The sequence below is a fragment of the Agrobacterium sp. 16-2014-1-2a genome (assembly GCF_053522705.1).
On record NZ_JBNWBX010000001.1, the window covers coordinates 1,627,558 to 1,652,319 of the forward strand.

Consider the following 24,762-nt stretch of genomic DNA (forward strand, 5'->3'; position numbering starts at 1 on the left):
GGGCGAGGCAGGCACAATTTCGTGAAGCCGCCGCCTCAGCCTTCCAGACGCCGGAAAGCCGTCGGCTTTTCGTAAAGCCAGCCGATGCGCTCGATGGCCTCATTGAGATTTTCGCGTGCAACATTCATCGTGTGGCCATTGGCATGCAGCAGCGTCTCTTCGTTTTCCATTAGCCCGACATGGCCCTTCCAGAAAACCAGATCGCCGCGGCGCAATTCATCGCGTTCTATTTCCACGCCGAGCGATTTAACCTGCATGTCGGTATCGCGCAGAACCCGTCGGCCCGTCATCGCCATGGACAATTGCACGAGGCCCGAGCAATCGATGCCAAAGCCGGAGCGGCCGCCCCAGAGATAAGGTGTCTCGATAAAGCGCAAGGCCACCGCAACATAGTCCTCTTCGAGAGCGGCATCGACTGGTCGGCAATGGGCGGCGATTATGCCCTCGCCTCTTTCGGTCAGCAGATAGCGGGTGCCGCGTGTCTCGGCCTCACCAACGATCCGGACCATGCTGCCCATGGAAATGGCTGCGACCGGTGGTTTGCGCAATTCGGCGGAAGGATAGAGGAAGGTGCGTGGCGCAACCACCTGGTGGGTAACGGCAACGACATCGCCGATTGCCGTCTCCGGCACGTAACCGGCATAACCATCAGCATCCGCCTGCACCCAGGCCCAGCCATTCGCCCGGTCGAAAATGCGCACGGTTTCACCAAACAGCAGCTCCGTATCGATGCCGGCGGCAAGGTCAGGCGTTGGCCGCAGGCCAATAACCGGCACCGCGATCTGGGCTGGCGAACCGCTGACGAAACGCTCGGCCTGAACCACGCCTTGCAGTTTCTCATCGGCCAGATCGGAGCGGAAGACATTCAGGCGGCGGTCGAGCATCATGGTTTCACATCCAGAGGTTAGATCTTGCGTGCCTGATCAATAATCAGATCGCCGAATTTTTCCAGATAGAGCGCACCTGCCACGGTGCGTTTTATCACGACATTGCGCTTGTCCCGTTCGTCCCGCACCCTGTCAACCAGCCCGAGCGCTCCCAGACTGTCGAGTGCGCGGGTGATGACCGGTTTGGTCACGCCCAGCAAGGCGGCGAGGCCCCGGACTGTATGTGGCGGCGGCACGAGGTATATCTGCAGCAGGATTGTAGTCTGGCGCAAGGTCAAATCCGGCGCATCGGCCGTGACCTGCGCAGCAGATACGCGATGCCAAAGCCCCAAGGCCTCCGTAGGCGAAAGTTCTGCAGGCAAACCGGTAACCTTCCAGTCGTTATCCCACCGTTTTCATTCAACGGAGCGGAAAACTCAAGAAGCATACCGCACAAACAGAACCGCCGCGCCTTCGCAGATCATAAAAGATCGCGCGGCGCGGCGGTGTTGTTTAAACCCGTTTGTCGGGCCTTTAATGTCCCCTCTGGACTTGCAAGATGAGATGCAGGAAGCGTGCCAGTTTTACCGCAGTGCACAAATACGAGCAAAAACAGATGCTTGGGGTATAATTCCGATGTTATGTTCAAATTTTCCGCAAGGCGAAAATAGCAACAAAAACAGGCAATCAGCAATTCAGTGCTTAAAAACTGCCTTCCGCCGTAACAGCGGAAGGCTGGGATCGGGATGGGTCAGATTTCCGCACCGCGAGCGGCATCGGTCGCATCTGCATTGTGCCGCCGGTTATGTCGGATGGACGACCAGAGCGAAATGCCGATCAGGGTCGCGCCACCAAGGCCGGTGATGACCTCTGGAATGTGGAACATCGTCTGCACGTACATGATGACGGACAGGATGAGGATCGCGTAGAAAGCGCCGTGTTCCAGATAGCGGTATTCGGCGAGCGTTCCCTTTTCCACCAGCATGATCGTCATCGAGCGCACGTACATGGCGCCGATACCGAGGCCGATGGCGATGATGAACAGGTTCTGCGTCAGCGCAAAAGCACCGATGACGCCATCGAAGGAGAAGCTTGCATCGAGCACTTCGAGATAGAGAAACGCACCGAAGCCGCCTTTTGCAGCGCCTTCGAGCACTTCCTGGCTACGATCGAGAATACCGCCGACGACTTCCACCAGCAGGAAGGTCAAAAGACCCCAGATTGCCGCATGGAAAAAGGTGTTGGCCGCAACCGGACCAAGCTCCGGATTGTCGCTGGCGCCGATGATACGAGAGAAGGCCAGCATGACGACCAGCACGAAGGCGATCTCGATACCCTTGACGGAGGAATAGACCGCAGCCTTTTCCTCGATCCAGCGCACCCAGTGCACGTCCTTTTCATGGTCGAAGAAGAAGTTGAGACCGACCATCATCAGGAAGGTACCGCCAAAAGCAGCGATCGGCAGATGGGCGTCACGCATGATTTCTGCATAACGTTCCGGCTGCGTGGCCGCCATGACGAGCGCCGTCCAGGGGCCGACATTGGCGGCAACGACCACGATCAGCAGCGGGAAGACGATACGCATGCCGAAAACGGCAATCAGAATACCCCAGGTCAGGAAGCGATGCTGCCAGACTGGCGTCATCTCTTTCAGCTTGTTGGCGTTGACGATGGCGTTGTCGAAGGAAAGCGAAATTTCCAGCACGGCAAGCACCGCACAAATGAAGAAGATCGTCGCTGTTCCACTGACAGTTCCGGTCATTTCCCAGCCGAGATAGCCGCCAAGGATCAGACCGACGATGGTGACGATAAAAGCCCACTTGAAGTAGGAAAGTGTGGTTTTCTGGGCGGCGCTCATGTCCGGTTACCTCCGGTAACGAGAGCGATTGTGGAACGACGCAGGACGTCGGGCCGCACGCAGAAAGCACGCGCGCGAAGCACATTCAGGTTTTTCATAGTTTTTAATCCGCCGGCCAATTTTTGCAGGCGGTACCGACATCACGAGAGCGCCGTAAAACTCTCGCCAGAGGGGCCCGGCACCTTTGTTTCCTCTGCCCTTGCGAGACATATGATCGCAGGACCCTCTCTTACTCCTCGAAGATCACCTCTTCGTCAAGTCCCGTGATGATTTCGGCGGCAACATCACGGGTAAACAGAGGAAATGCCTAGTCCGCAGCCAGTATATCCACCTTTTCGCGACCGCGTTTGAGCGTATTTTCACGGAAGAAAATATAAAGGCCGGAAAGAACGATCAGGCCCGCACCGACGACGATACTGGTCTGCGGCACATCACCAAAGAACAGCCAGCCAAAGACCACCGCCCAGAGCAGCAATGTGTATTGCAGCGGCGCGACGGTCGCGGCGTCCGCGAGCTTCAGAGCGCGGTTGACCAGCACATGCGCCGCCATGGCGACCACGCCGAGCAGGCCGAGGAAAGCGAGATCGAAACCGGACTGGACCGGCAACCAGCCCGACGGCGTGACGAACACCGCAACGAGGCCCGCAAGCCCCGCACCGATGATCTGCCAGAAAGCGAGCACCGTATCAGGCGTGTTGCGTAGCTGGCGTCCGGACAACATCATGAAGGCGAAGGCGGCGCTGCCGAGAATGGAAAACAGTGCGGCCGAGGTGAGGCTTGCCGAGCTTGGCTGCAAGGCAATGAGAACACCGACGAAACCAATGGCGATGGCCGTCCAGCGACGCCAGCCGACCTTTTCTCCCAGGAGAAACGGCGATAGAGCCGCCACATAAATGGGGGCGGCGAGCCAGTAGGTCATCACGTCTGCCAGCGGCAGGGCAGCGACTGCGAAATAGAAACAGAAAAGCTCGGCGGTGGAGAAGAATACTCGCGCCACCTGAAGAGACGGTCGCTCGATTTTCATGAGGCCGGAAAGACCGCCTTTCCACACGATCGGAACCAGAATGACAAGGGCAGCGACGCTGCGGATGAGGATCACCTGCCCCTGGCTGTAGGTCGAAACCAGCCATTTTCCCATAGCGTCGTTCAACGCGAAAAGCAGCATTCCAAGCAGCATGACGGCCACGCCGAGGCCAGTCGGCGAAAGCTTTCGTAATATATTCGGCATGTCAGGTTCCGTTCTCTCCCAATGGCTGCATTGGTCGTTCAGCCAGCCCTCGTTTGTCAAGCCCGAAGCGGGAGGAGTCGCGTATTAATAGTACTAATAAATCGGCAATTTCGATGTCACGCGAACATGCGCTTCTCTTCGTGAACGAGTTCCTGGAGAAAATCGACCACCGTGCGCACGCGGACCAACTGACGGGCGGATTCGTGATAGGCCGTCCAATAGGACCGACTTATGCTCATATGCGGCATGATCCGCAGAAGTTCGGGATATTGTCCGGCAATGTAATTGTGCAGGATGCCGATACCGGCGCCCGAGCGCACCGCCTCGGTCTGACCGGTGGCGCTGGATATTTCAAAGGCGGCGTCCCAGTCGCGCATGATCTCGCCGGTATAGTTCAGAGAAGGCGAGAAGATCAGATCCTCGACGTAGCCGATGCGCCGATGGCGCTTGAGTGTTTCCACATCCGCCGGCGTTCCATATTCGGAGAGATAGGACTTCGATGCGTAAAGCCCCAGCGAATAGTCGGTGAGCTTGGAAAACATCAGCCTACCCTGTTCCGGCCGCTCGATGGTGATGGCGATATCGGCCTCTCGCTGCGACAGGGAAAAGGAGCGCGGAACCGGCACGAGCTGGATTTTTAGGTCGGGATAACGCGCGGTCAGCCGGCCAAGCCGTGGCGCAAGAAAAGAAACCCCGAGACCATCGGGCGCGCCGATGCGCACCGTTCCCGCCACTGCCGTATCGACACGACCGAGATTTGCCTGCGCATTCAGCATTTCGGTTTCCATGCGCTCGGCGGCGCCCAAAAACAGCTGACCTTCTTCGGTCAGTTCGCAACCGTTCGTCCGGCGGATGAATAATTGGGTCTTCAGTGCCTGCTCCAGCGACGTCAATCGTCGCGAAAGCGTTGCGTGGTTGAGGCCGAGCCGTTTCGATGCGGCAAGGATCTGCCCGGAGCGGGCAACGGCGAGGAAGATGCGGACGTCATCCCAATTCATGGTTTGCTGCGCAGCATTATGGGTTCGACATCAAGCAAGGTCAGCGACGTCACCATTCCTGCCACACTCTCTTTGTATTTCAGAAAATGCGGCGTTTGCAGATGCGCTTCATATGCCGCCCGGTCCGCGTAGACTTCGAGGATGCGAATCTTTTCCGGGCTGCCTTTAATTGCCACCGCATTTAATGCAAGCACACCAATTTCCAGGCTGACCGAAGCTTCGATCTCTTCTGCAAGCAGTCTGCGATAGGCATCCAGCTGGGTTGGATCGATTTGGATTTCAGCCATCCGCACGACTGGTTCATCGCTCATCAAGCTTCTGACCTTCTGTTGACCGGCGAACGTGTGGGTGTCGGAAATCCGCCGCCACCCTCAAAATACTCGCCTTGCTTTAATTTACGCACAACGGTTTCTTATCTGAGTTCATTGATTTGTACAAATTCAAGTGCAATGCTGCACCCATCAAAAAATCGCGGAGGAAAGCCCCATGAGGGAAATCGGTCATTTCATCAACGGCAAGCATGTGTCCGGCACCAGTGGCCGCACATCTAACGTCTACAACCCGGCAACCGGCGAAGTGCAGGCGACTGTCGCGCTTGCCAGCGACGCCGAGCTGCGCGCTGCCGTGGAAAGCGCAAAAGCGGCACAGCCGAAGTGGGCCGCCACCAACCCGCAGCGCCGCGCCCGCGTTTTCTTCAAGTTCGTCGAACTTCTGAACCGCGACATGAATGAACTGGCGGTGCTGCTCTCCAGCGAGCACGGAAAGACCGTCGAAGATTCCAAGGGCGATATCGTGCGCGGCCTCGAAGTCTGCGAATTCGTCTGCGGCATTCCGCATCTGCAGAAGGGTGAGTTCACCGAGGGCGCAGGTCCCGCCATCGACATGTATTCGATCCGCCAGCCGGTCGGCATCGGTGCGGGCATCACGCCGTTCAACTTTCCGGGGATGATCCCAATGTGGATGTTTGCGCCGGCAATCGCCTGCGGCAACGCCTTTATCCTCAAGCCTTCCGAGCGCGATCCGTCCCTGCCGATCCGCCTTGCCGAACTGATGATCGAGGCAGGTCTTCCGGCTGGCATCCTCAACGTCGTCAATGGTGACAAGGGCGCTGTCGACGCCATCCTGACCGATCCGGATATCGGCGCGGTTTCCTTCGTCGGCTCGACGCCGATTGCCCGCTACGTCTACGGTACTGCCGCCATGAACGGCAAGCGCGCACAGTGCTTCGGCGGCGCGAAGAACCACATGATCATCATGCCTGATGCCGATCTCGATCAGGCCGTGAACGCCTTGATGGGCGCCGGTTACGGTTCGGCCGGCGAACGCTGCATGGCTGTGTCGGTTGCGGTTCCGGTTGGCGAAGAAACGGCCAACCGTCTCGTTGAAAAGCTCATCCCGCAGATCGAAGCACTGAAGATCGGCCCCTACACCGACGACAAGGCCGATATGGGCCCGCTCGTTACCAAGGAAGCGCAAACGCGCGTCAAGGGTCTGATCGACAGCGGTGTCGAGCAGGGCGCGAAACTGCTGGTCGATGGCCGCGACTTCAAGCTCCAGGGTTATGAAGACGGCTATTTCGTCGGTGGCTGCCTGTTCGACCACGTCACCCCTGACATGGACATCTACAAGACGGAAATCTTCGGACCTGTTCTCTCCGTCGTTCGCGCCAAGAACTACGAAGACGCGCTGGAACTGCCGATGAAGCATGAATATGGCAACGGTGTTGCGATCTACACCCGTGACGGCGATGCTGCGCGTGACTTCGCCAGCCGCATCAATATCGGCATGATCGGCATCAACGTTCCGATCCCTGTTCCGCTCGCCTACCACTCCTTCGGCGGCTGGAAGGCCTCGAGCTTCGGCGATCTCAACCAGCATGGAACGGATTCGATCAAGTTCTGGACGAAGACCAAGACGATCACCTCGCGTTGGCCGTCCGGCATCAAATCGGGTGCCGAATTCGTCATGCCGACGATGAAGTAAGCAATGCGTCTCTAAACAATGAACCGGCGGGCGATTGACCCGCCGGTATCCTAACCGGTCACAGGTGTGTAAACGGCATCAATTGGTCGGGCCGTCGTTGAAACCCACTTCGTCCACAAGCTCGGATGCCTGTTTGCGGTGGGCGGCAATATCCGTCAGTGGCAGCTTGTCCGGATTGATGGGGCCGAAGCCCTTCACGACATCGGAAGGCTCCGCGCCGGGTAGCACCGGGTATTCGAAGACCTGCTTGGCATAGATTTCCTGCGCCTCGCGCGATGCCAGGAATTCCATCAGCTTCAGCGCATTGTCCTTGTTGGGTGCGTATTTGGTCAGCGCCATGCCGGAAATATTCACATGCGTTCCGCGATCTCCCGCATTGGGAAAGATCACCCGCACCGATCCCGCCCAAACCTTTTCCTCCGGCTCGCGGTCGTTGGTCAGCATCAGGCCGACATAATAGGTATTGCCGAGCGCGATATCGCATTCGCCGGAAAAGATCGATTTGGCCTGGCTGCGGTCTGTTCCATCAGGCTTGCGGGCAAGATTGTTCTTAAGGCCGGTCAGCCATGTCCGGGTATAATCGACGCCATGATGGGCGATCATCGAGGCGATCAGCGCGATATTGTAGGAATGCTGGCCGTCGCGAATGCAGATCTTGCCCTTCCATTTCGGATCGGCAAGCTCCTCATAGGTGATGTCTTTCTGGGTGACCCGCTCCTTTGAGGCATATACCACGCGGCCACGCGTCGTCAGGCCGAACCATTCGCCTTGCGGATCGCGCAGATTGGCCGGGATATCCTTTTCAATGACGGGATCGTTCAGCACTGGCTGTGTAACGCCGCCTTCTTTCGCCTCGACAAGCCGGGCGATATCGACCGTCAACAGCACGTCGGCCGGCGAATTGACGCCTTCTGCCTGAATGCGCTCCACCAGACCCTTGTCGAGGAAGAGAACGTTGGCCTCTATGCCCGTTTCTTTCGTGAAGGCATCGAGCAGTGGCTGGATCAACTCGGGCTGCCGGTAGGAATAGACGTTAACCTCGCCGTCCGCAAAAGCAGCGGGCGCGGCCCAGAGGATCGTCAGACCCGAAAAAACGGCAGCGGAAAAACACGATTTCAAGCTTGCCATTAAGAATGCCTCCATTACATTCAGATTCTTGACTTGTTTGTTCATGAATCATCAAAGCGGTCAACAAGGCTGTCCGAGAAATATCGGATCGCTGCCAGTTTTTTCAGTTTCTGGAATTGTTCTAAACTGAAAAAGAGACTATATAACTCCACATTGAGAGTTAGGAGACCAGCATGCGTTTGACCAAACAGACCAACTATGCCGTTCGCATGTTGATGTATTGCGCCGCAAATGAAGGCAAGTTGAGCCGCATTCCGGAGATCGCCAGGGCTTATGGCGTATCTGAGCTGTTCCTTTTCAAAATTCTGCAGCCGCTCAACAAGGCCGGTCTGGTGGAAACCGTGCGCGGCCGTAACGGCGGCGTGCGTCTTGGTAAACCCGCTGAGAAAATCAGCCTGTTTGACGTGGTGAAGGTGACCGAAGACAGTTTTGCCATGGCGGAATGCTTCGAGGACGGTGCTGTCGAATGTCCGCTTGTGGATAGCTGCGGCCTCAACTCGGCGCTTCGCAAGGCGCTCAATGCCTTCTTCGATGTGCTGGCGGAATATTCCATCGACGATCTCGTCAAGGCGCGGCCGCAGATCAACTTCCTGCTCGGCATCGACACGGAAATGCCGAAGATCGCCGCCTTGCCGGCCGCCTGATCATCCCATTGCCCAAGCAACAATTGCGCTAGCCCGTGTCCGCAGGTCACGGGCTTTTCTTTTATAGAACACTTCGGAAATGCAATATTTTTGGTCGAGCGTGTTGACGCCAGGAGACGAAGCGGCGCATTTGGTCGCGAGCTTTTTTGAAGCAATCAGCCAGCGTCGCAATGATCATCAAGCCTGAATTCCATACATTTGCACTTACCGCGCTCGTCGGCAGCATGGGTGCGCTGCTTGCCAGTCTACTTAACGTTCCAGCGCCGTTTCTGTCCGGTCCGGCGCTCGCCGTGACGATTACGGGACTGGCGGGCGTGAAGCTTGGGATTCCCGCCTTCATCCGCAATGCCTGTTTCGTTGTGGTCGGCATTTCGATGGGAACGAGCGTAACGCCGTCGGTAATCGATGCCGCGAAGACATGGCCACTGAGCTTCGTCATCGTGCTCGTTGCAGTCGTCATCATGCTGTATGTCGCCTATTGGATCCTGCATTACGGCTTCGGATACGACAGGACGACGGCGATGCTGGGCGCTTCGCCCGGGCACCTCAGCTATATCATCAGCCTCGGCGCCGAGACGAAAAGCGACCTTGCGACCGTCAGCATCGTGCAAAGCGTGCGGGTGCTGGCGCTGACGCTTTCCGTGCCGCTGATTGTTGAATATTTCGATCTCGTCAGCACGGAACCGCTCATCGCCAATCCACCGATGGGTCTGTTCACACTGGCCCTGACCATTGGCGCGTCGCTTGCGATGGGATGGCTGTTCCTTCGCTGGAGATTTCCCGCAGCCCTGCTGCTGGGCGGCGTCGCGGTTTCCATCGGCACCCATATTACCGGCCTTACCGAGGGCGGCGTTCCGAGCTGGCTCAGCCTGCCGGTCTATGTGCTGATCGGCTGTCTCATCGGCACGCGCTTTTCGAATGTGTCGCTGATGGATGTGCGAAAAGGCTTTGTGGCGGGTTTCGTCGTCACCATCGCCGTGATGGTGATCGCCGGAAGTATCGCCTGGATGATTTCCAACATTACAGGCGTTCCGCTCAATGCGGTGATGATCGCCTATTCGCCGGGCGGTCTTGAAACCATGGCGGCGATGGCCGTGATGATGCATGCCGATACCGCCTATGTCGGCTCACATCACGTTCTCAGACTTCTGTTCCTGTCGGTTCTCATGCCGCTCGTCATGGGCAAGGATGCACGCAAGCGGGACGGCGAAATCTAAGCCGGGCCAGCGCCCTCGCCATTCAGGTAAAAAACGCCAATGGCGTTGCAACCATTTGTTCCTCTGGCCGTTCATGTTTCTCCGCAATTGCGGCGGCGATTTTTCGCGTGTTCGACAGGCTGACCCACCGGAGGACTATTCATGAACCGCTTGATGATGTTGACAGGCGCCGGATTTGCGCTTGCCCTTTCTGTTTCCTTCGCTCAGGCGCAGGTGGTGGTGTCGTCTAAGATCGACACGGAGGGCGGCGTTCTCGGCAACATCATCCTTGCCGTGCTGAACAAGAACAATATTGAGACGACGGATCGCATCCAGCTCGGCGCTACCCCGGTCGTCAGAAAAGCGATCACGGCTGGCGAGATCGACATTTATCCGGAATACACAGGCAACGCCGCCTTCTTCTTCTCCAAGGCGGACGACCCGCTCTGGAAAGATGCCGCCAAGGCTTATCAGGAAGCCAAGACACTCGACTACGACGCCAACAAGATCGTCTGGCTGACACCATCGCCCGCAAACAACACCTGGGCGATTGCGCTGCGCAAGGATGTTGCCGACAAGAACAATCTGAAGACGCTTTCGGATTTCGGCAAATACATTGCCGGTGGCGGTGAGGTGGTTCTTGCCGCCTCCTCGGAATTCGTCAATTCCGCAGCCGCCCTGCCGGCATTTCAGACCACCTACGGCTTTACCATGAAGCCGGATCAGTTGATCACGCTTTCCGGTGGCGACACGGCTGCCACTATCGCTGCCGCCGCAAATCAGACGAACAATGCCAATGCGGCCATGGTCTATGGCACCGATGGTGGCATAGCGCCGTCCGGTCTTGTCGTGCTTGAGGACGACAAGCATGTGCAACCCGTCTACCAGCCCGCGCCGATCATTCGCGAGGAAGTTCTGAAAAAGAACCCCAATATCGAGACATTGCTGAAACCTGTTTTCGAAAAACTGGATCTGGCAACCTTGCAGGAGCTGAACGCCCGCGTGCAGGTGGGGGGCGAACAGGCCAAGGCAGTTGCGACCGATTTCCTGACGAAGAACGGTTTCCTCAAGTAATTGCCAGAGAACCGTTGGGGCGGGATATCGGAAACCATGTGAGGTTCACCATCCCGTCCGAACCTATGATCCGGGGGAGCGGAATTTGACGAAATGGCCTGACAAGGTAGGCGTGCTGATTTCGTGCCTGCTTCTCTACGCGCTTGCAGCGTCCCCCTTCATGACATTCCGAGCTAACCGGATCATTCAGGGTGAAACGCGAACGATCTTCGAAGCGCTTCCGGTTGCTGCTGCTACCCTCCTCGTCGCCATCATTATTGTCGCCGCCTTCATCGCCTTTTTCCGGTTTCCGGCGCACCTGAAACTCGCCGCTGCGCTGGTCGGTCTCGCGGCACTGGCGATCTTTGTCGGGCAGGCGGCGTCTGCGCTGACACCTGAGGGCAACAGTTTTGCCCGCGTTTCGCCCGCCAGCGGTTTCTGGTTGATGTTTGCAGGGCTTGCATTGCTTGCCGCCGATTGCATTGCACGTCTCCAGCCGAAACCCACTTTGCGGATTTTGCTGTTGCTGGTGGCAACCGGGACGCTTGCGGCGGTCCTGACAAGCGGCCTCTGGGACGATCTCTCCATCATCAAGGAATATACCGGCCGGGCAGATATCTTCTGGACCGAAGCACTGCGGCATGTGGAACTTGCCATCGGGTCGCTGGTTGCAGCCACCCTCGCCGGTATCCCGCTCGGCATTCTCTGTTACAAGGTCGAGCGTTTGCGCTCCGGTCTACTGAACGCTCTCAATATCGTCCAGACCATTCCCTCCATCGCGCTTTTCGGCCTTTTGATCGCGCCACTCGGATGGATGGCAGCCAATGTGCCGGGTGCGGCGAAGATCGGCATCGCCGGCATCGGCATGGCGCCGGCCTTCGTGGCGCTATTTCTCTATTCGCTGCTGCCCGTTGTCTCCAATACGGTGGTCGGCCTGTCCGGCGTTTCGCAGGCAGTGCGGGAAGCCGCGCGCGGGCTTGGCATGACGCCTCTGCAAAGGCTGCTGCGGGTGGAGTTTCCACTCGCCATGCCCGTCATCCTCACCGGCATCCGTATCGTGCTGGTGCAGAATATCGGACTTGCGACCATCGCAGCACTGATCGGCGGCGGTGGATTTGGCGTTTTCGTGTTTCAGGGCATAGGGCAGACCGCGATGGACCTCGTACTGCTCGGCACCGTGCCGACCGTTCTGCTCGGCTTCGCCGCCGCGATTACGCTCGACGCCCTTATCGACAGCAATCTCTTCAGCGCAGGCGGAAGGCAAAAGGCATGATCGAGATCGACACCATCACGAAACGATATGGCGATACGGTCGTGGTCGACCAGGTCTCCCTGACTGTGGCGCCGCGCACCGTCACAGTCATCGTCGGCACTTCCGGGTCGGGAAAAACCACGCTGCTGCGCATGATAAACCGGCTGGTGGAGCCGACCTCCGGCACTATCCGCATCGACGGAGACGATGTGAGCACCATGCCGGGCTACAAGCTGCGCCGTCAGATCGGCTATGCCATTCAGGGCCATGGGTTGTTCCCGCACCGCACCGTGGCGGAGAATATCGCGACGGTTCCGCAGCTCATCGGCTGGGACCGCAAGCGCATCGATGCGAAAATCGACGCGCTGATGCAGCTCTTCCAGCTGGATCCGGCGCTTTATGCCAACCGCTTTCCGCATGAGCTTTCAGGCGGCCAGCAACAGCGTGTCGGCGTGGCGCGCGCGCTTGCAGCAGAACCGAACATTCTCTTGATGGACGAACCTTTCGGTGCACTGGACCCGGTTATCCGCGCAAAGGCCCAGAACGATCTTCTCGATATCCAGAAGAAGCTCGGTGTCACCATCGTTCTTGTCACGCATGATATGGACGAGGCCTTTCACCTGGCGGATCGTATTGCCGTCATGGACAAGGGCCGTATTGTTCAGGACTGCCCGCCGGCCGAGCTGGTGCTGAAACCGGCAACGAATTTCGTCCGCACCATGATCGGCGAAAACGAGCGCGCCCTGAAACTGTTATCCGTCCTGTCGGTTGCAGACGTCGTGGAGCCGGGAAGCGCTGAAGGCGAACCATTGAATGAACATACCAGCCAGCGCGACGCCCTGTCTGCAATGTTGTGGGCGGGCTGCGATACCTTGCCGGTGCTGAAAGACGATGGCAAACCCGCAGGTATCGTGCGGCGCGATGTTCTGCTCCAGCGGGCTACCGGAACCCCATGAAAAATGCCGCTTCGTTTTTCGCCCCCGGGGTTCTGGTGCTGGCGCTGATGGCCTTTCTCGCGGCGCCGCAGGTTTTCGCACCGATATTCCGCCCTCTTGTGCAGACCAACGCGCCGGCGATCTACACGCAGGCCAATCTGCTTTCCCTGACACTGTCGCATCTGACCATTGTCGCAATCGCAACGGGGCTAGCCACGCTGGTGGCGGGAGCCCTTGCGGTTCTCGTCACCCGCCCTTTCGGCGCGGATTTTCTGCCGCTGTCGCGCAGCATCGTCAATATCGGCCAGACCTTTCCGCCGGTGGCGGTGCTGGCGCTTGCCGTGCCGATGATCGGTTTTGGCGAGAAACCGACGCTCATTGCGCTGTTTCTCTATGCGCTTCTACCGGTTTTCGAAAATACGCTGACAGGGCTGACCACGCTGCCGCCAACCGTCATGGATGCCGCAAAGGGCGCCGGCATGACCGGCTGGCAACGGCTCGTCAAAGTGGAGATGCCACTTGCCCTTCCGGCGATCCTCGCAGGCATCAGGCTTTCGGCAGTGATCAGCCTTTCGACAGCAACCATCGGTTCCACGGTCGCGGCCCGCACGCTCGGAGAGGTGATCATCGCCGGCCTGCAATCCAACAATCTCGCCTTCATCCTTCAGGGCGGATTGATCGTCGCTGTGCTGGCAATCCTGATCCACGCCAGCTTTTCTGCACTGGAAAAGGCAGCGGCCCGCAAAACCGGGCACTGACAAATGCAAGCTCCTCATTTTTATGTTCCCGACATCCGCCGCGCATGTTAGGGGCTGACCGTCGAAACAGAAACATTCGAGGTTCGGGTGACAAAGGCAATCGTCGTGATGGGAGTGAGCGGCTCTGGCAAGTCCACGGTCGCAGAGGAACTGGCGGAAAAACTGGGCATTGCCTTTATTGAGGGCGACAAGCTTCACCCGAAATCCAATGTCGACAAAATGTCAGAAGGCATTCCCCTGACCGACGAAGATCGCTGGCCCTGGCTCGATCTGATTGGCGCAGAACTGCGCAAGGGAAACGAAAATAACGGTGTCGTCGTTTCCTGCTCGGCGCTGAAGAAAATCTATCGCGACCGCCTTCGCGAGGCTACCGGTGGCCCGCTCGCTTTCGTCTATCTGGACGGCAGCCTGGAACTTCTCAGCAGGCGTATGGGCGAACGCAAGGGCCACTTCATGCCGCTCTCGCTGCTCCAGACCCAGCTTGCCACGCTGGAAGTGCCGACCGGCGAACCCGGCGTCGTAACCGTCAGCATCGACGCCACGCCGGAGGAAATTACCGCAAACGCACTTTCGGGCCTGAAAGCGGTGATTTTTTAAAATCCGAGCCTGTCGCGCAGGCCGTACCACCATGCACCAAGCACGGTCAGCGGCACGCGGAACGTCTTACCGCCCGGGAACGGATAATTCGGCAGGGAACTCCAGACATCGAAACGCTCTGCGTGGCCTGCAACGGCCTCGCCCAATATCTTGCCGAGCAGGTGCGTGGTAGTGACACCGTGACCGCTGTCGCCATGCGAAAAATAGACATTGTCCGACAGTTTGCCCATATGCGGGATGCGCGTTAGCGTCAGCGCGAAATTGCCGCTCCAGGCAAAATCGATCTTCGTCTTTTCCAGTTGCGGGAAAGTCTTCAGCATATTCGGACGGATCACCCCGGTCAGATCCGCCGGATCGCTGCCGCCATAACCGATACCACCGCCATAAAGCAGGCGGTTGTCAGAGGTGCGGCGATAATAATCGAGAATATAATTGGCATCCTCGACGCAATAATTGGCTGGCAGGAGTTGCTCGATCAGATCGGCATCAAGCGGCTCTGTCGCCATGACCTGGCTTGAGACCGGCATCATCCGGTCGCCGATTTCCGGCAGCAGCCTGCCGAGATAGGCATTGCCGCAGACGAGAACATATTTCGCCTTCACGCTGCCCGTCGCCGTGCGCACGACGGGGTTTACGCCCTGCTCCAGCGAAATGACCCTCGAATTTTCGAATATGCGCGCACCGAGACTTTCGGCCGCCGCTGCTTCCCCCTGCACCAGATTGAGCGGATGGATGTGGCCGCCGAAACGGTCGATCATGCCGCCGGCATAACGATCGGTCCGCACGTATTTTCCGACATCGGCTTTGGAGACCATCTCAAGCCCGCCATGGCCGTGTTTTTCCCAATGGGCCTTGTGGGCCTCCATCTCGCGAATCTGTTTCGTCGTGAAGGCCGCAAAGAAACCGCCATCGACGAGATCGCAATCGATAGCGTATTTCGAAATGCGGCTGCGGATGATCTCCCCGCCTTCCAGCGACATTTCGCCGAGTTTCACCGCCTTGTCGTGGCCGTAACGACTGGCGATTGTTTCGAGGTCGCGGCTATAGCCATTGACGATCTGGCCGCCATTGCGCCCCGAGGCGCCGAAGCCGACCCGCACGCCTTCCAGCACGATAACGGAATAGCCGCGTTCGGAAAGTTCGAGTGCTGCGGAAATCCCGGTAAACCCGCCACCGATGACGCAGACATCCGCTTCCATTGCGCCTTCAAGCGTTGGCCGCACGGATTTGACATTGGCGGAGGCCGCATACCAGGAGGATGTGTGGCCGGGATTGGGAATAGTCGTCACCTCAGCCATCTCACACCGTCCTGATATAGGCGTCATATTCGACGTCGGTTACACGCAGGGAAAATTCGGAAAGTTCCTGCTGTTTGCAGGCGGAAAACAGCGTACGATAACGCTGGCCAAGCGTCGCATAGGCGAAACTCGAACGCGTGAAACGCTGCAATGCATAATCCCAGTTGGTGGGCAAAGGTTCGTGATTGATGGCGTGGCTGTCGCCGGAAATCGCGCCGCCCGGCTGGCGTTTTTCCTTCATGCCGGCAAGGGCAGCACTCAGGATCATCGCCACAACAAGATAGGGATTGGTATCGGCGCCGGCGACACGATGTTCGATGCGGGTTGCTGCCTTGCTGGCAGTGATAACGCGCACCGCCGCCGATCGGTTGTCTATGCCCCAAGAGGCATAGGTGGGCGCATGTTCGCTGGGCGTCAGGCGGCGATAGGAATTAGCATGGGGAGCGAAGATCGCCATGCTCTCCCCCATGTTTTCCAGAAGGCCGCCGACCGAATGCATCAGCGCGTCCGATGGGCCGTTTTCCCCGGCGTAGATATTCCTGCCGTCACTATCGAGAACGGAAAAATGCACATGCATGCCATTGCCGGCCTGTAACCCGTACGGCTTCGCCATGAAGGTGGCGTCGAGATCGTGCCGCCGCGCCACACCCTTGACGATACGTTTCAGGAAAACAGCGAAATCGGCGGCCCGCAACGCGTCCGGCACATGATTGAGGTTGATTTCATATTGGCCGGGGCCGTTCTCCCGCAGCGTCGTATCGGCAAGAACACCCTGCGCCCTGCATGCGGTTGCGATATCATGGAAGACATCCTCGAAATCCTGCAATTCGGAAATCGACAGAACCTGTGTCTGGCCCGTGTGCCACCGGCCTTCGCGGCTGTGCGGCGGACGCACCGGATCGAGCGCAGAGCGAACCGGGTCGATCAGGTAAAATTCAAGTTCGGTCGCCACGACCGGCGTGAGGCCAGCCTTTTTGTAGGCTTCCAGCACCCTTGCCAGAACATTGCGCGGATCGCCATAAAACCCGGCTCCATCAGGATTTTTCATCGCGAGCAGGACTTGCGCGGTCGGCCGGCCGAGCCATGTCACCCGAGACAGCGTGCCGGGAACAGGAAAGCAGAACCCGTCCGGATCGCCCGTCCCTTCGGCGAGGCCTGCGGCATGCACATCGCGGCCCCAGATATCCAGCGCATAGACCGAGCGTGGGATCGCCATTCCCTTTTCAAGGACATCGATCGCCCTTTCGCGCGGAATCCATTTGCCGCGCGGCACGCCGTTCGCATCTATGACGAAGGCTTCGAGAATTTCGATATCGGGGTTATCGTCGAAAAATTTCTTTGCTTTTTCAATATCATCCATCATGCACCAGCAGGCCGTTTCTCTTCTGTTTCGCGCGCAGAAGCGCTTCGCTAACGAAAATCGTCCTGCTGTTGATAGATGAGAAACCTCGCCGTCATGATGACGCTTGCCCCTTTTCCCTTTTTATAAGCCCATGTTACGTGGCCCGCCGCGGGAAGGCCAGCGGATTCGGCCATCAGAGCGGGATGGCGAAAAGTGTACACGGTTTTCGCCAGAGATGACTTCAGTTCATCAGGATCTAGGGATTGAACCTTTCGGGTCGATAGGCATCGATGGCGATGACCGGCGTTTCTCCCAGCATGGTTTCCGCCAGCACACGGCCAGTGATGGGCCCGAGTGTCAGGCCGTGATGGGCGTGACCGAACGAGAACCACAATGTCCTGTGGCGCGGCGCCTTGCCGATGATCGGCATCATATCCGGTGTGCAGGGACGCGCGCCCATCCAGGGTTCCGCATCCAGCCTGCCGCCCAGAGGAAAGACGGTGCGGGCGACCCGTTCCGCCCGCTCGATCTGCACGGGAGATTTCGGCGCATCGCGTTCGGCAAATTCCGCGCCGGTCGTCAGGCGGATGCCTTTGCGCATTGGCGCGAGGAAATAACCGCGCTCGGCGTCGATCAACCAGTTGTTGAGCTTGGTGCCCTCCTGCGGAGCATAGTGCATGTGATAGCCGCGTTTCACGCCGAGCGGAAAGCGGTAACCGAGCCGTTCCGTCACCGTATCCGCCCAGGGGCCTAGTGCGACAACGGCATGTTCAGCTTCCACCGCCCCGGTTTCGGTGCGTACCGTCCAACCACTTGTCGTCTGGCTGAGCGTGGATGCATCACCCCGGACAAAGGTTCCGCCAAGGCTCTCGAACAGTTTGACATAGGCGAGCGTCAGCGCATGTGGATCGCGCACCGACCATGGATCGTTCCATTTCAAACCGCCGACGAAATCGCGGCTGAGATGCGGCTCCGCCGCGGCGAGTTCCGCCCCATCGAGTTTCGTGTGGGAGATGCCGTGGTCGCGCGCCAGACGTTCGGCGAAAGCAAAGTCTGCATCCCGCCTTTCGGCGGTCCTGTAGGCCTCCATCCAACCGTTTTTCACGATTAGATCGCCGGCCTTGGCTTCATCGATCAGGATGCTGTGTTCGGAGACCGAGTGCTCGATCAGCGGCGCGTAGGCGCGGGCAATTGCTGCGTGGCGCGTGGCCGCAGAATTATACCAGTAGCGGCCAAGAAAAGGCGCGATCTTCGGCAGGGCCGAGAGATGATAACGGGCATCGATGCTGTTGTTCAGGGAATAGCGGAGAAGCCGGCTAACTTCCTGCGGGAAGGCGTAGGGAACGACACCCTCTCTCTGGATCAGTCCGGCATTGCCGAAGGAGGTTTCCTCACCCGGTCCCCGCCGGTCCACCAGCACCACCGATTTGCCCCTGCGGGCCAGTTGCAAAGCGACGGAGACCCCGATGATCCCCGCCCCCAAAACGATCACATCCGCTGCCATGGCATTCAATCCGTTTGCGTATCTCGTCCCCGCAACATGGGTCGGCATTTTGCGCAAAGCAACAGAAAAATCATCGTCTTAATAGAAACAGCAATGCGCCTGCTACTGGCTCACCGCTTTAGTTTCGACTGCCTCGATATTGAAAGCAGCAGCCAGCAGGGCCTTGGTGTATTCCTGTTGCGGATCGGCGAATATCTCCGCTGCCGGGCCGCTCTCCACCACCTTGCCGTTGCGCATGACGATTACGTCGTTGGCAAGCGCTTTAACTACCTTCAGGTCATGACTGATGAAGAGATAGGCGAGTTCGTGGCGGGCCTGAAGATCGCGCAAGAGATCGACCACCTGTGCCTGCACGCTCATGTCGAGCGCCGATGTGGGCTCGTCCAACATGACGAAGCGGGGTTTCAACACCATGGCGCGGGCAATGGCGATACGCTGACGCTGGCCACCGGAAAATTCATGCGGATAGCGCCAGCGCGTCGCCGGGTCGAGCCCGACTTCTTCCAGCGCCTGGGCGACACGGGTATCCCGCTCATCGGCGGAAAGCTGTCGCTCGTGCACCTTCAGACCCTCGGCAACGATTTCGCCCACCGACATGCGTGGGCTAAGCGAACCGTAAGGATCCTGAAACACCACCTGAAGCCGATTTCTGAGCGGCTTCATCATTTCATAGGAATAGCTGTCGATCGACTGACCGATGAAACTGATACGCCCCTCAGACGCTATAAGACGCGATAGGGCGAGACCGAGTGTCGTTTTGCCGGAGCCAGATTCGCCCACGACGCCAACCGTCTGTCCTGCGCGCAGGGTAATATCGATACCGTCGACCGCCTTCACGTGGTCGACCACCTTGCGCATCAGCCCCGCCTTGATCGGGAACCACACTTTTATGTCGTCGCCCTGCATGACGACAGGTTTGCTGGCATCGGAAAGCGGCGGCTCGCCCTTGGGTTCGGCAGCCAGAAGATGGCGGGTATAGGCATGCTGCGGATCGGTAAACACCTGCTCCACCGTGCCGGTCTCGACGATCTTTCCCTTGGTCATCACGCAGACACGATCGGCAAACTTACGGACAATGCCGAGATCGTGGGTGATGAACAGCATGGACATGCCGTGCCGGTTTTTGAGGTCGCTCAGCAGTTCAAGGATCTGCGCCTGAACGGTTACATCGAGTGCGGTCGTGGGTTCATCTGCGATCAGCAGTTTCGGCCGGTTGGCAAGCGCCATGGCGATCATCACGCGCTGCCGCTGGCCGCCGGACAATTCATGCGGATAGGCCTTCAGGCGCTTTTCCGGCTCGCGGATGCCCACCTGCAATAACAGTTCCAGCGTGCGCGCCCGCGCTTCAGCGCCGGTGATTGCCTGATGCAGTTCCAGAATTTCGCCGATCTGCCGCTCGATGGTGTGGAGCGGGTTGAGCGAGGTCATCGGCTCTTGGAAAATCATGGTGATGTCGTTGCCGCGAACAGCGCGCAACGCGCGTTCCGGTAGGGTCAGCATTTCCTTGCCGTCGAACAGGATTTTGCCCGAAGGATGGCTCGCCGCCGGATAGGGCAGCAATTTGAGAATGGAGTTCGCCGTGACCGATTTTCCGGAGCCGGATTCCCCGACTAGGGCGACAACTTCGCCCGGCATCAGGTCGAAGGAGACATGATCTACGGCGACGCTGGTCGCTCCACCCTGATGAAAGGCAACGGAGAGATCACGGACGGAGAGAAGCGGCTGGGTCTTTGTTTCCATCATGGCAATCACCGGAACGTCTTGCGTGGGTCGAAGGCGTCTCGCACCGCCTCGCCGACGAAGATCAGCAGCGACAGCATGATGGACATGGTGAAGAAGGCCGTGAGGCCAAGCCAGGGCGCCTGAAGATTGTTCTTGCCCTGCGCGATCATCTCGCCCAGCGACGGCGATCCCGGCGGCATGCCGAAGCCGAGGAAATCGAGCGAGGTCAAAGTGGTGATAGAGCCGGAGAGGATGAACGGCAGGAAGGTCAGTGTTGCCACCATGGCGTTTGGCAGAAGATGCCGGAACATGATTGTCCAGTTGCCGACGCCAAGGGCGCGGGCGGCGCGGACATATTCGAAGTTTCTGGCACGCAGGAATTCCGCCCGCACGATGCCAACGAAGCCGACCCATGAAAACAGCAACATGATGCCAAGCAGCACGAAGAAACCCGGCGGCAGAATAGCCGCGATGATCAGCAGGATGTAAAGCACTGGCATGGATGACCAGATTTCAATGAAACGCTGCAACAGCAGGTCCGTCCAGCCGCCGAAGTAACCCTGGATGGCGCCGGCAGTCACCCCAACTAGGGCGGATGCGATCGTCAGCGTCAGGCCGAAAAGCACGGAAATACGGAAGCCATAGATCATCCGCGCCGTGACGTCGCGCGCTTGATTGTCGGTTCCGAGCCAATTGAGATTGCCGAGCGTACAGCCGGGATCGGCATTACCCTGCGGATAGGCCGAGCAGCGGTCCTTTTCATCCATCAGCCAGAATGGTGCCGTGGGGGCGGAATGCGGAATGTTGGAATTGACCGTCTGATAGGAATAGCGGATCGGCGGCCAGATCATCCAGCCATTGGCGTTGATCTCGTCCTGAATGAAGGAGGATTTGTAGTCAGTCTGGGCAAGGAACCCGCCAAACTTTTCCTCCGGATAATCGACCATGACCGGCACCAGAAATTCGCCCTTGTAGGAAGCGAAAATGGGTTTGTCATTGGCGATGAATTCCGCAATCAGGCTCAGGAAAAACAGGATCAGGAACAGCCAGAAGGACCAGTAACCGCGCCGGTTTGCCTTGAAATTCTGCCAGCGGCGCTTGGTGGTTGGTGAAAACCACGGGCGCTTCGGCTTTACCAATGTTTCCGTTGCGGCGGTATGGGCAAGCGTCATCACACGTCCCTCCGCTCGAAATCGATTCGCGGATCGATCCATGTGTAGATAAGGTCGGATAGGAGGCTGACCACGAGGCCCATCAGCGAAAAGATGAAGAGCGTGCCGAACACGATCGGGTAGTCGCGATTGACGACCGAGAGATAACCGAGGCGACCTAGGCCATCCAGCGAGAAGATATTCTCGATCAGCAGCGAACCGGTGAAGAATGCCGAGATGAAGGCGCCCGGAAAACCGGCGATCACGATCAGCATCGCATTGCGGAAGACGTGGCCATAAAGAACCTTGCGTTCGCTGAGCCCCTTGGCGCGGGCGGTCACGACATATTGCTTCTTGATCTCGTCGATGAAGGAATTTTTCGTCAGAAGCGTCGTCGTCGCGAAAGCCGAAAGCGATAGCGCGATCAGTGGCAGGGTCAGGTGCCAGAAATAGTCGATGATCTTCTGCCACCAGTTCAGCTGGTCAAAATTGTCCGATACCAGACCGCGCAGCGGGAACCAGTCGAAGAACGATCCGCCGGCGAAAAGCACGATGAGAAGAATGCCGAACAGGAAGCTTGGAACGGCATAACCGATGATGATGATGCCTGATGTCCAAATATCAAAGGTCGAGCCGTCGGAAACGGCTTTCTTGATGCCGAGTGGAATGGAGATCATGTAGGAGATGATCAGAATCCAGAAGCCGAGCGACATCGAGACCGGCAGCTTGTCGATGATGAGATCGATGACCGAGGAATTGCGGAAGAAGCTGTCGCCGAAATCGAAGCGTATGTAATTCCACATCATTTCGAGAAAACGGGTGAGCGGCGGCTTGTCGAAACCGAACTGTTTCTCAAGCTTGGCGATCAGCTCCGGATCAAGGCCCTGCGCACCGCGATATTTCGAGCCGCTTTCATCGAAACCGCCGGACTGGCCCATAAGATCGCCGCCGCCGGAGAGGCGGTCGGAGGCGCTGTCGCCCTGCCCAGTCAGTTGCGCGACGACCTGTTCCACCGGCCCGCCCGGCGCGAACTGGATGACAAGAAACGAAATGCCCATAATGCCGATAATGGTCGGGATCATCAGCGCCAGACGTCTGAGAATATAGGCGCCCATCAGCCTTTGCTCCCGGCTGATACGTCAGCGGTTTTCGTTTCTGTCAAACCCGGTCCTTTCCTGAAAGCGCTGCCTTGCGCGATCCAAGCGATTCGTCTCGCCCTATGTGAATCAAGCCTTCGGCGCGAAAGCAAGCGCGTCGTCAGTTCGCGGCCTGGCTGGACCACCATGCTTCTGGAAAACCGATGCCATATTGCGGCAGGTTTTCCGGACGGATGAGCGTGTTCCAGTAAGCGACGAACATCTCACCGCGATAAAATTGCGGTATGACGTAGCTGTTTGCCAGAAGCACCCGGTCAAGCGCCCGCGCGGCGGCCACCTGCTCATCCCGGTTGGGCGCAAATATGACCTTCCTGACCAAAGCGTCGACGGCAGGGTTCTTGATGCCGGCGAGATTGTTGGAGCCCTGCCGGTCGGCCGCCGCCGAACCCCAGAAATCCGCCTGTTCGTTTCCGGGATTTGCCGACGTCGCCCAGAGCTTGACCGCAACGTCGAAATCGAAGCTGCGGGTACGGTTGGTATATTGCGAGGCATCGACGGTGCGGATGGTCGCATTGACGCCGATCTTCTTCAGGTTCTGGACATAGGGCAGGATGGTTCTTTCCATGCCGGAGGAATCGATCAGAAACTCCATATCCAGCGGCTGCCCGCTCGCCGCATTGACCATGCGGTTGCCGCGAAGCTCATAACCGGCCTCCTTCATCAGCTTGACCGCCTCGCGCAGATTGTCACGCTGTTTGGCGGGTTCACCCGCGACGGGATTGCTATATTCGGTGGTGAAGACCTCCGGCGGCACCTGATCCTTCAACTCCTGAAGAATTTCGAGTTCACGACCGGTCGGCAGGCCGGAAGAGGCGAGCTCGCTGCCCATGAAAAAGCTGTTGATGCGCTGAAACTGACCGTAAGCCAGCGTCCTGTTCAGCTCTTCGAAGTCGAAAGCATAGTTAAGCGCCTTGCGCAGTTTCGGGTTCTGGAACTTCTCCCGCCGCATGTTCGGCACGAAGGCCTGCATGATGCCGACGGCGCGATAGATGTTCGGCAATTCTTCCTTTGTGACGCGGCCTTCCTTGGCGGCCGGAAAATCATAACCAGTGACCCAGCGGCTGGAAGAAGCTTCCTGCCGGAAATCGACTGTGCCTGATTTGAAAGCCTGGAACTCGACGTCCTGATCGGCAAAGAAGGTATAGGTGATTGTTTTGAAATTGTGCTGGCCGACATTCACATTGACGTCCTTGCCCCAGTAGTCGTCGCGGCGTTCATAGGTGATTGTGGAGCCGGGAGAGACTGACGCAATCTTGTAGGGGCCCGAGCCCATGACCGGCTCCAGCGTGCCGCGCGAGATGTCGCGCGGCTTGGCGTCTGGGCCGGCGGCTTCCCACCAGTGCTTGGGAACGATCAGCAATTGGCCGACGATCTGCGGCAATTCGCGATTGTTCTTTTCATCGAAAGTGAAGGTGATGTCCTTTTCGCCGCTCACCTCTGCCTTGGTGACATGGGTGTAATAGGTCGCAAGCTGCGGGCTGAGGTCTTTGGCCTTTTCAAAGCTGAAGACGACATCTTCCGGCGTCACCGGCTTGCCGTCGGCCCATTTCGCTTCCGCGCGCAGCCGGAAGGTGGCTTTGGAGATATCGTCGGGATAGCTCACGCCCTCTGCCAGGAGACCGTAGGAGGCCGAGAGTTCCTCTTCCGTCGATTTCATCAGAGTGTCGAAAACCAGTGAAAGACCTGTGGCCGCCTCACCCTTGGCGAGCAGCGGATTGAGCGTGTCGAAGGTTCCCGACGTCGACAGGCGTAGCGTGCCGCCTTTCGGCGCCTTGGTGTTCACATAGTCAAAATGATCAAAACCATCGGGATGCTTCAATTCACCGACCGTCGAGATTCCCTTTCGCCACACATCCGCAGACTGTGCGGAGGCGGCCGCCGGCATCAGCATGGCGGAGGCCGCAAGAGCGACGAGGAGCCGGGATTTCAGCGGTGCCAATTTCATTCGGGACGTTCCCTGTTTTCGTGTTTGTTGAAGAGAGCATAAAACAAACATTGGCAAAAAACAGATGCTCCGGCTCACAAGCTCTTTATTGAGGCCTTTATTCGCATGCCTTGGTGCGGGCGGCTTGAAACATGGTTTCAACAAAAT

General features: G+C 58.2%; 22 protein-coding genes. 8 read left to right on the forward strand and 14 right to left on the reverse strand.

From position 1 onward, the window contains the following. Window positions 1-35 precede the first annotated feature (35 nt). From ACQZ45_RS08150 to ACQZ45_RS08175, 6 genes are all read right to left on the reverse strand, one after another. Window positions 36-887: a C40 family peptidase gene (locus ACQZ45_RS08150; protein ID WP_003514546.1), complete on the reverse strand. Its 852-nt coding sequence runs from the start codon at window positions 885-887 to the stop codon at window positions 36-38. Window positions 888-904: 17 nt separating this feature from the next. Then, window positions 905-1,249, reverse strand: a complete 345-nt coding sequence (locus ACQZ45_RS08155) for a MarR family winged helix-turn-helix transcriptional regulator (protein ID WP_003514544.1) — start codon at window positions 1,247-1,249, stop codon at window positions 905-907. A 368-nt stretch (window positions 1,250-1,617) separates the two neighbouring features. Next, window positions 1,618-2,724, reverse strand: a complete 1,107-nt coding sequence (locus ACQZ45_RS08160; protein ID WP_003514542.1) for a DUF475 domain-containing protein — start codon at window positions 2,722-2,724, stop codon at window positions 1,618-1,620. A 307-nt stretch (window positions 2,725-3,031) separates the two neighbouring features. After that, window positions 3,032-3,952 (reverse strand): DMT family transporter, encoded by a 921-nt coding sequence (locus tag ACQZ45_RS08165; RefSeq protein ID WP_003514540.1) that lies wholly within the window; start codon window positions 3,950-3,952, stop codon window positions 3,032-3,034. Window positions 3,953-4,068: 116 nt separating this feature from the next. Next, the gene (locus tag ACQZ45_RS08170; RefSeq protein WP_113291271.1) at window positions 4,069-4,950 is read right to left on the reverse strand and encodes a LysR family transcriptional regulator; all 882 of its coding nucleotides are present in this window, start codon (window positions 4,948-4,950) and stop codon (window positions 4,069-4,071) included. Then, window positions 4,947-5,261 (reverse strand): putative quinol monooxygenase, encoded by a 315-nt coding sequence (locus ACQZ45_RS08175; RefSeq protein WP_003514538.1) that lies wholly within the window; start codon window positions 5,259-5,261, stop codon window positions 4,947-4,949. The genes ACQZ45_RS08170 and ACQZ45_RS08175 overlap by 4 nt, the downstream gene beginning before the upstream one ends. A 175-nt stretch (window positions 5,262-5,436) precedes the next feature. On the opposite strand from ACQZ45_RS08175, the gene ACQZ45_RS08180 reads away from it, so the two are divergent. Beyond that, the gene (locus ACQZ45_RS08180) at window positions 5,437-6,933 is read left to right on the forward strand and encodes a CoA-acylating methylmalonate-semialdehyde dehydrogenase (protein ID WP_003514535.1); all 1,497 of its coding nucleotides are present in this window, start codon (window positions 5,437-5,439) and stop codon (window positions 6,931-6,933) included. Window positions 6,934-7,011: 78 nt separating this feature from the next. Here ACQZ45_RS08180 and ACQZ45_RS08185 read toward each other — a convergent pair whose 3' ends face one another. Continuing rightward, a complete protein-coding gene (locus ACQZ45_RS08185; RefSeq protein WP_019564505.1) occupies window positions 7,012-8,061 on the reverse strand; it encodes a Fe(3+) ABC transporter substrate-binding protein in 1,050 nt (349 codons plus the stop codon). 173 nt (window positions 8,062-8,234) lie between these two features. On the opposite strand from ACQZ45_RS08185, the gene rirA reads away from it, so the two are divergent. The 7 genes from rirA to ACQZ45_RS08220 all read left to right on the forward strand — a co-directional run bounded on the left by rirA (window position 8,235) and on the right by ACQZ45_RS08220 (window position 14,496). Beyond that, window positions 8,235-8,705 (forward strand): iron-responsive transcriptional regulator RirA, encoded by a 471-nt coding sequence (gene rirA, locus ACQZ45_RS08190; RefSeq protein WP_003514531.1) that lies wholly within the window; start codon window positions 8,235-8,237, stop codon window positions 8,703-8,705. A gap of 170 nt (window positions 8,706-8,875) precedes the next feature. Further along, the gene (locus tag ACQZ45_RS08195; RefSeq protein WP_025592123.1) at window positions 8,876-9,922 is read left to right on the forward strand and encodes an AbrB family transcriptional regulator; all 1,047 of its coding nucleotides are present in this window, start codon (window positions 8,876-8,878) and stop codon (window positions 9,920-9,922) included. Window positions 9,923-10,063: 141 nt separating this feature from the next. Beyond that, window positions 10,064-10,975: a glycine betaine ABC transporter substrate-binding protein OsmF gene (osmF, locus tag ACQZ45_RS08200; RefSeq protein ID WP_013635286.1), complete on the forward strand. Its 912-nt coding sequence runs from the start codon at window positions 10,064-10,066 to the stop codon at window positions 10,973-10,975. Between the two features lie 85 nt (window positions 10,976-11,060). After that, on the forward strand, window positions 11,061-12,227 hold the full coding sequence (locus ACQZ45_RS08205) for an ABC transporter permease (protein WP_025592122.1): 1,167 nt from the start codon (window positions 11,061-11,063) through the stop codon (window positions 12,225-12,227). Continuing rightward, on the forward strand, window positions 12,224-13,162 hold the full coding sequence (locus ACQZ45_RS08210; protein ID WP_025592120.1) for an ABC transporter ATP-binding protein: 939 nt from the start codon (window positions 12,224-12,226) through the stop codon (window positions 13,160-13,162). Before ACQZ45_RS08205 ends, ACQZ45_RS08210 begins: the two co-directional genes overlap by 4 nt. Then, the gene (locus tag ACQZ45_RS08215; protein ID WP_035197694.1) at window positions 13,159-13,899 is read left to right on the forward strand and encodes an ABC transporter permease; all 741 of its coding nucleotides are present in this window, start codon (window positions 13,159-13,161) and stop codon (window positions 13,897-13,899) included. Before ACQZ45_RS08210 ends, ACQZ45_RS08215 begins: the two co-directional genes overlap by 4 nt. A 108-nt stretch (window positions 13,900-14,007) precedes the next feature. Continuing rightward, window positions 14,008-14,496: a gluconokinase gene (locus ACQZ45_RS08220; RefSeq protein WP_003514519.1), complete on the forward strand. Its 489-nt coding sequence runs from the start codon at window positions 14,008-14,010 to the stop codon at window positions 14,494-14,496. On the opposite strand, the gene ACQZ45_RS08225 is transcribed toward ACQZ45_RS08220, so the two are convergent. The 7 genes from ACQZ45_RS08225 to ACQZ45_RS08255 form a co-directional block, all read right to left on the reverse strand. Further along, complete coding sequence (locus tag ACQZ45_RS08225; protein WP_035197691.1) at window positions 14,493-15,794, reverse strand: NAD(P)/FAD-dependent oxidoreductase; 1,302 nt, start codon at window positions 15,792-15,794, stop codon at window positions 14,493-14,495. The genes ACQZ45_RS08220 and ACQZ45_RS08225 overlap by 4 nt on opposite strands. Window position 15,795: 1 nt before the next feature. Continuing rightward, window positions 15,796-17,157, reverse strand: a complete 1,362-nt coding sequence (locus ACQZ45_RS08230; RefSeq protein WP_025592116.1) for a glutamine synthetase family protein — start codon at window positions 17,155-17,157, stop codon at window positions 15,796-15,798. Window positions 17,158-17,392: 235 nt separating this feature from the next. After that, window positions 17,393-18,640 carry an NAD(P)/FAD-dependent oxidoreductase gene (locus tag ACQZ45_RS08235; protein WP_025592115.1) on the reverse strand — a complete coding sequence of 416 codons (1,248 nt, stop codon included), beginning with the start codon at window positions 18,638-18,640 and terminating at the stop codon, window positions 17,393-17,395. Window positions 18,641-18,742: 102 nt separating this feature from the next. Next, the gene (locus ACQZ45_RS08240) at window positions 18,743-20,383 is read right to left on the reverse strand and encodes an ABC transporter ATP-binding protein (protein ID WP_080580947.1); all 1,641 of its coding nucleotides are present in this window, start codon (window positions 20,381-20,383) and stop codon (window positions 18,743-18,745) included. 5 nt (window positions 20,384-20,388) lie between these two features. After that, a complete protein-coding gene (locus ACQZ45_RS08245; RefSeq protein WP_003514514.1) occupies window positions 20,389-21,534 on the reverse strand; it encodes an ABC transporter permease in 1,146 nt (381 codons plus the stop codon). Continuing rightward, entirely contained in the window at window positions 21,534-22,628 is a 1,095-nt protein-coding gene (locus tag ACQZ45_RS08250; protein ID WP_003514512.1) for a microcin C ABC transporter permease YejB, read from the reverse strand. The genes ACQZ45_RS08245 and ACQZ45_RS08250 overlap by 1 nt, the downstream gene beginning before the upstream one ends. Before the next feature lie 142 nt (window positions 22,629-22,770). Then, a complete protein-coding gene (locus tag ACQZ45_RS08255) occupies window positions 22,771-24,615 on the reverse strand; it encodes an extracellular solute-binding protein (protein ID WP_113291272.1) in 1,845 nt (614 codons plus the stop codon). Window positions 24,616-24,762 lie beyond the last annotated feature (147 nt).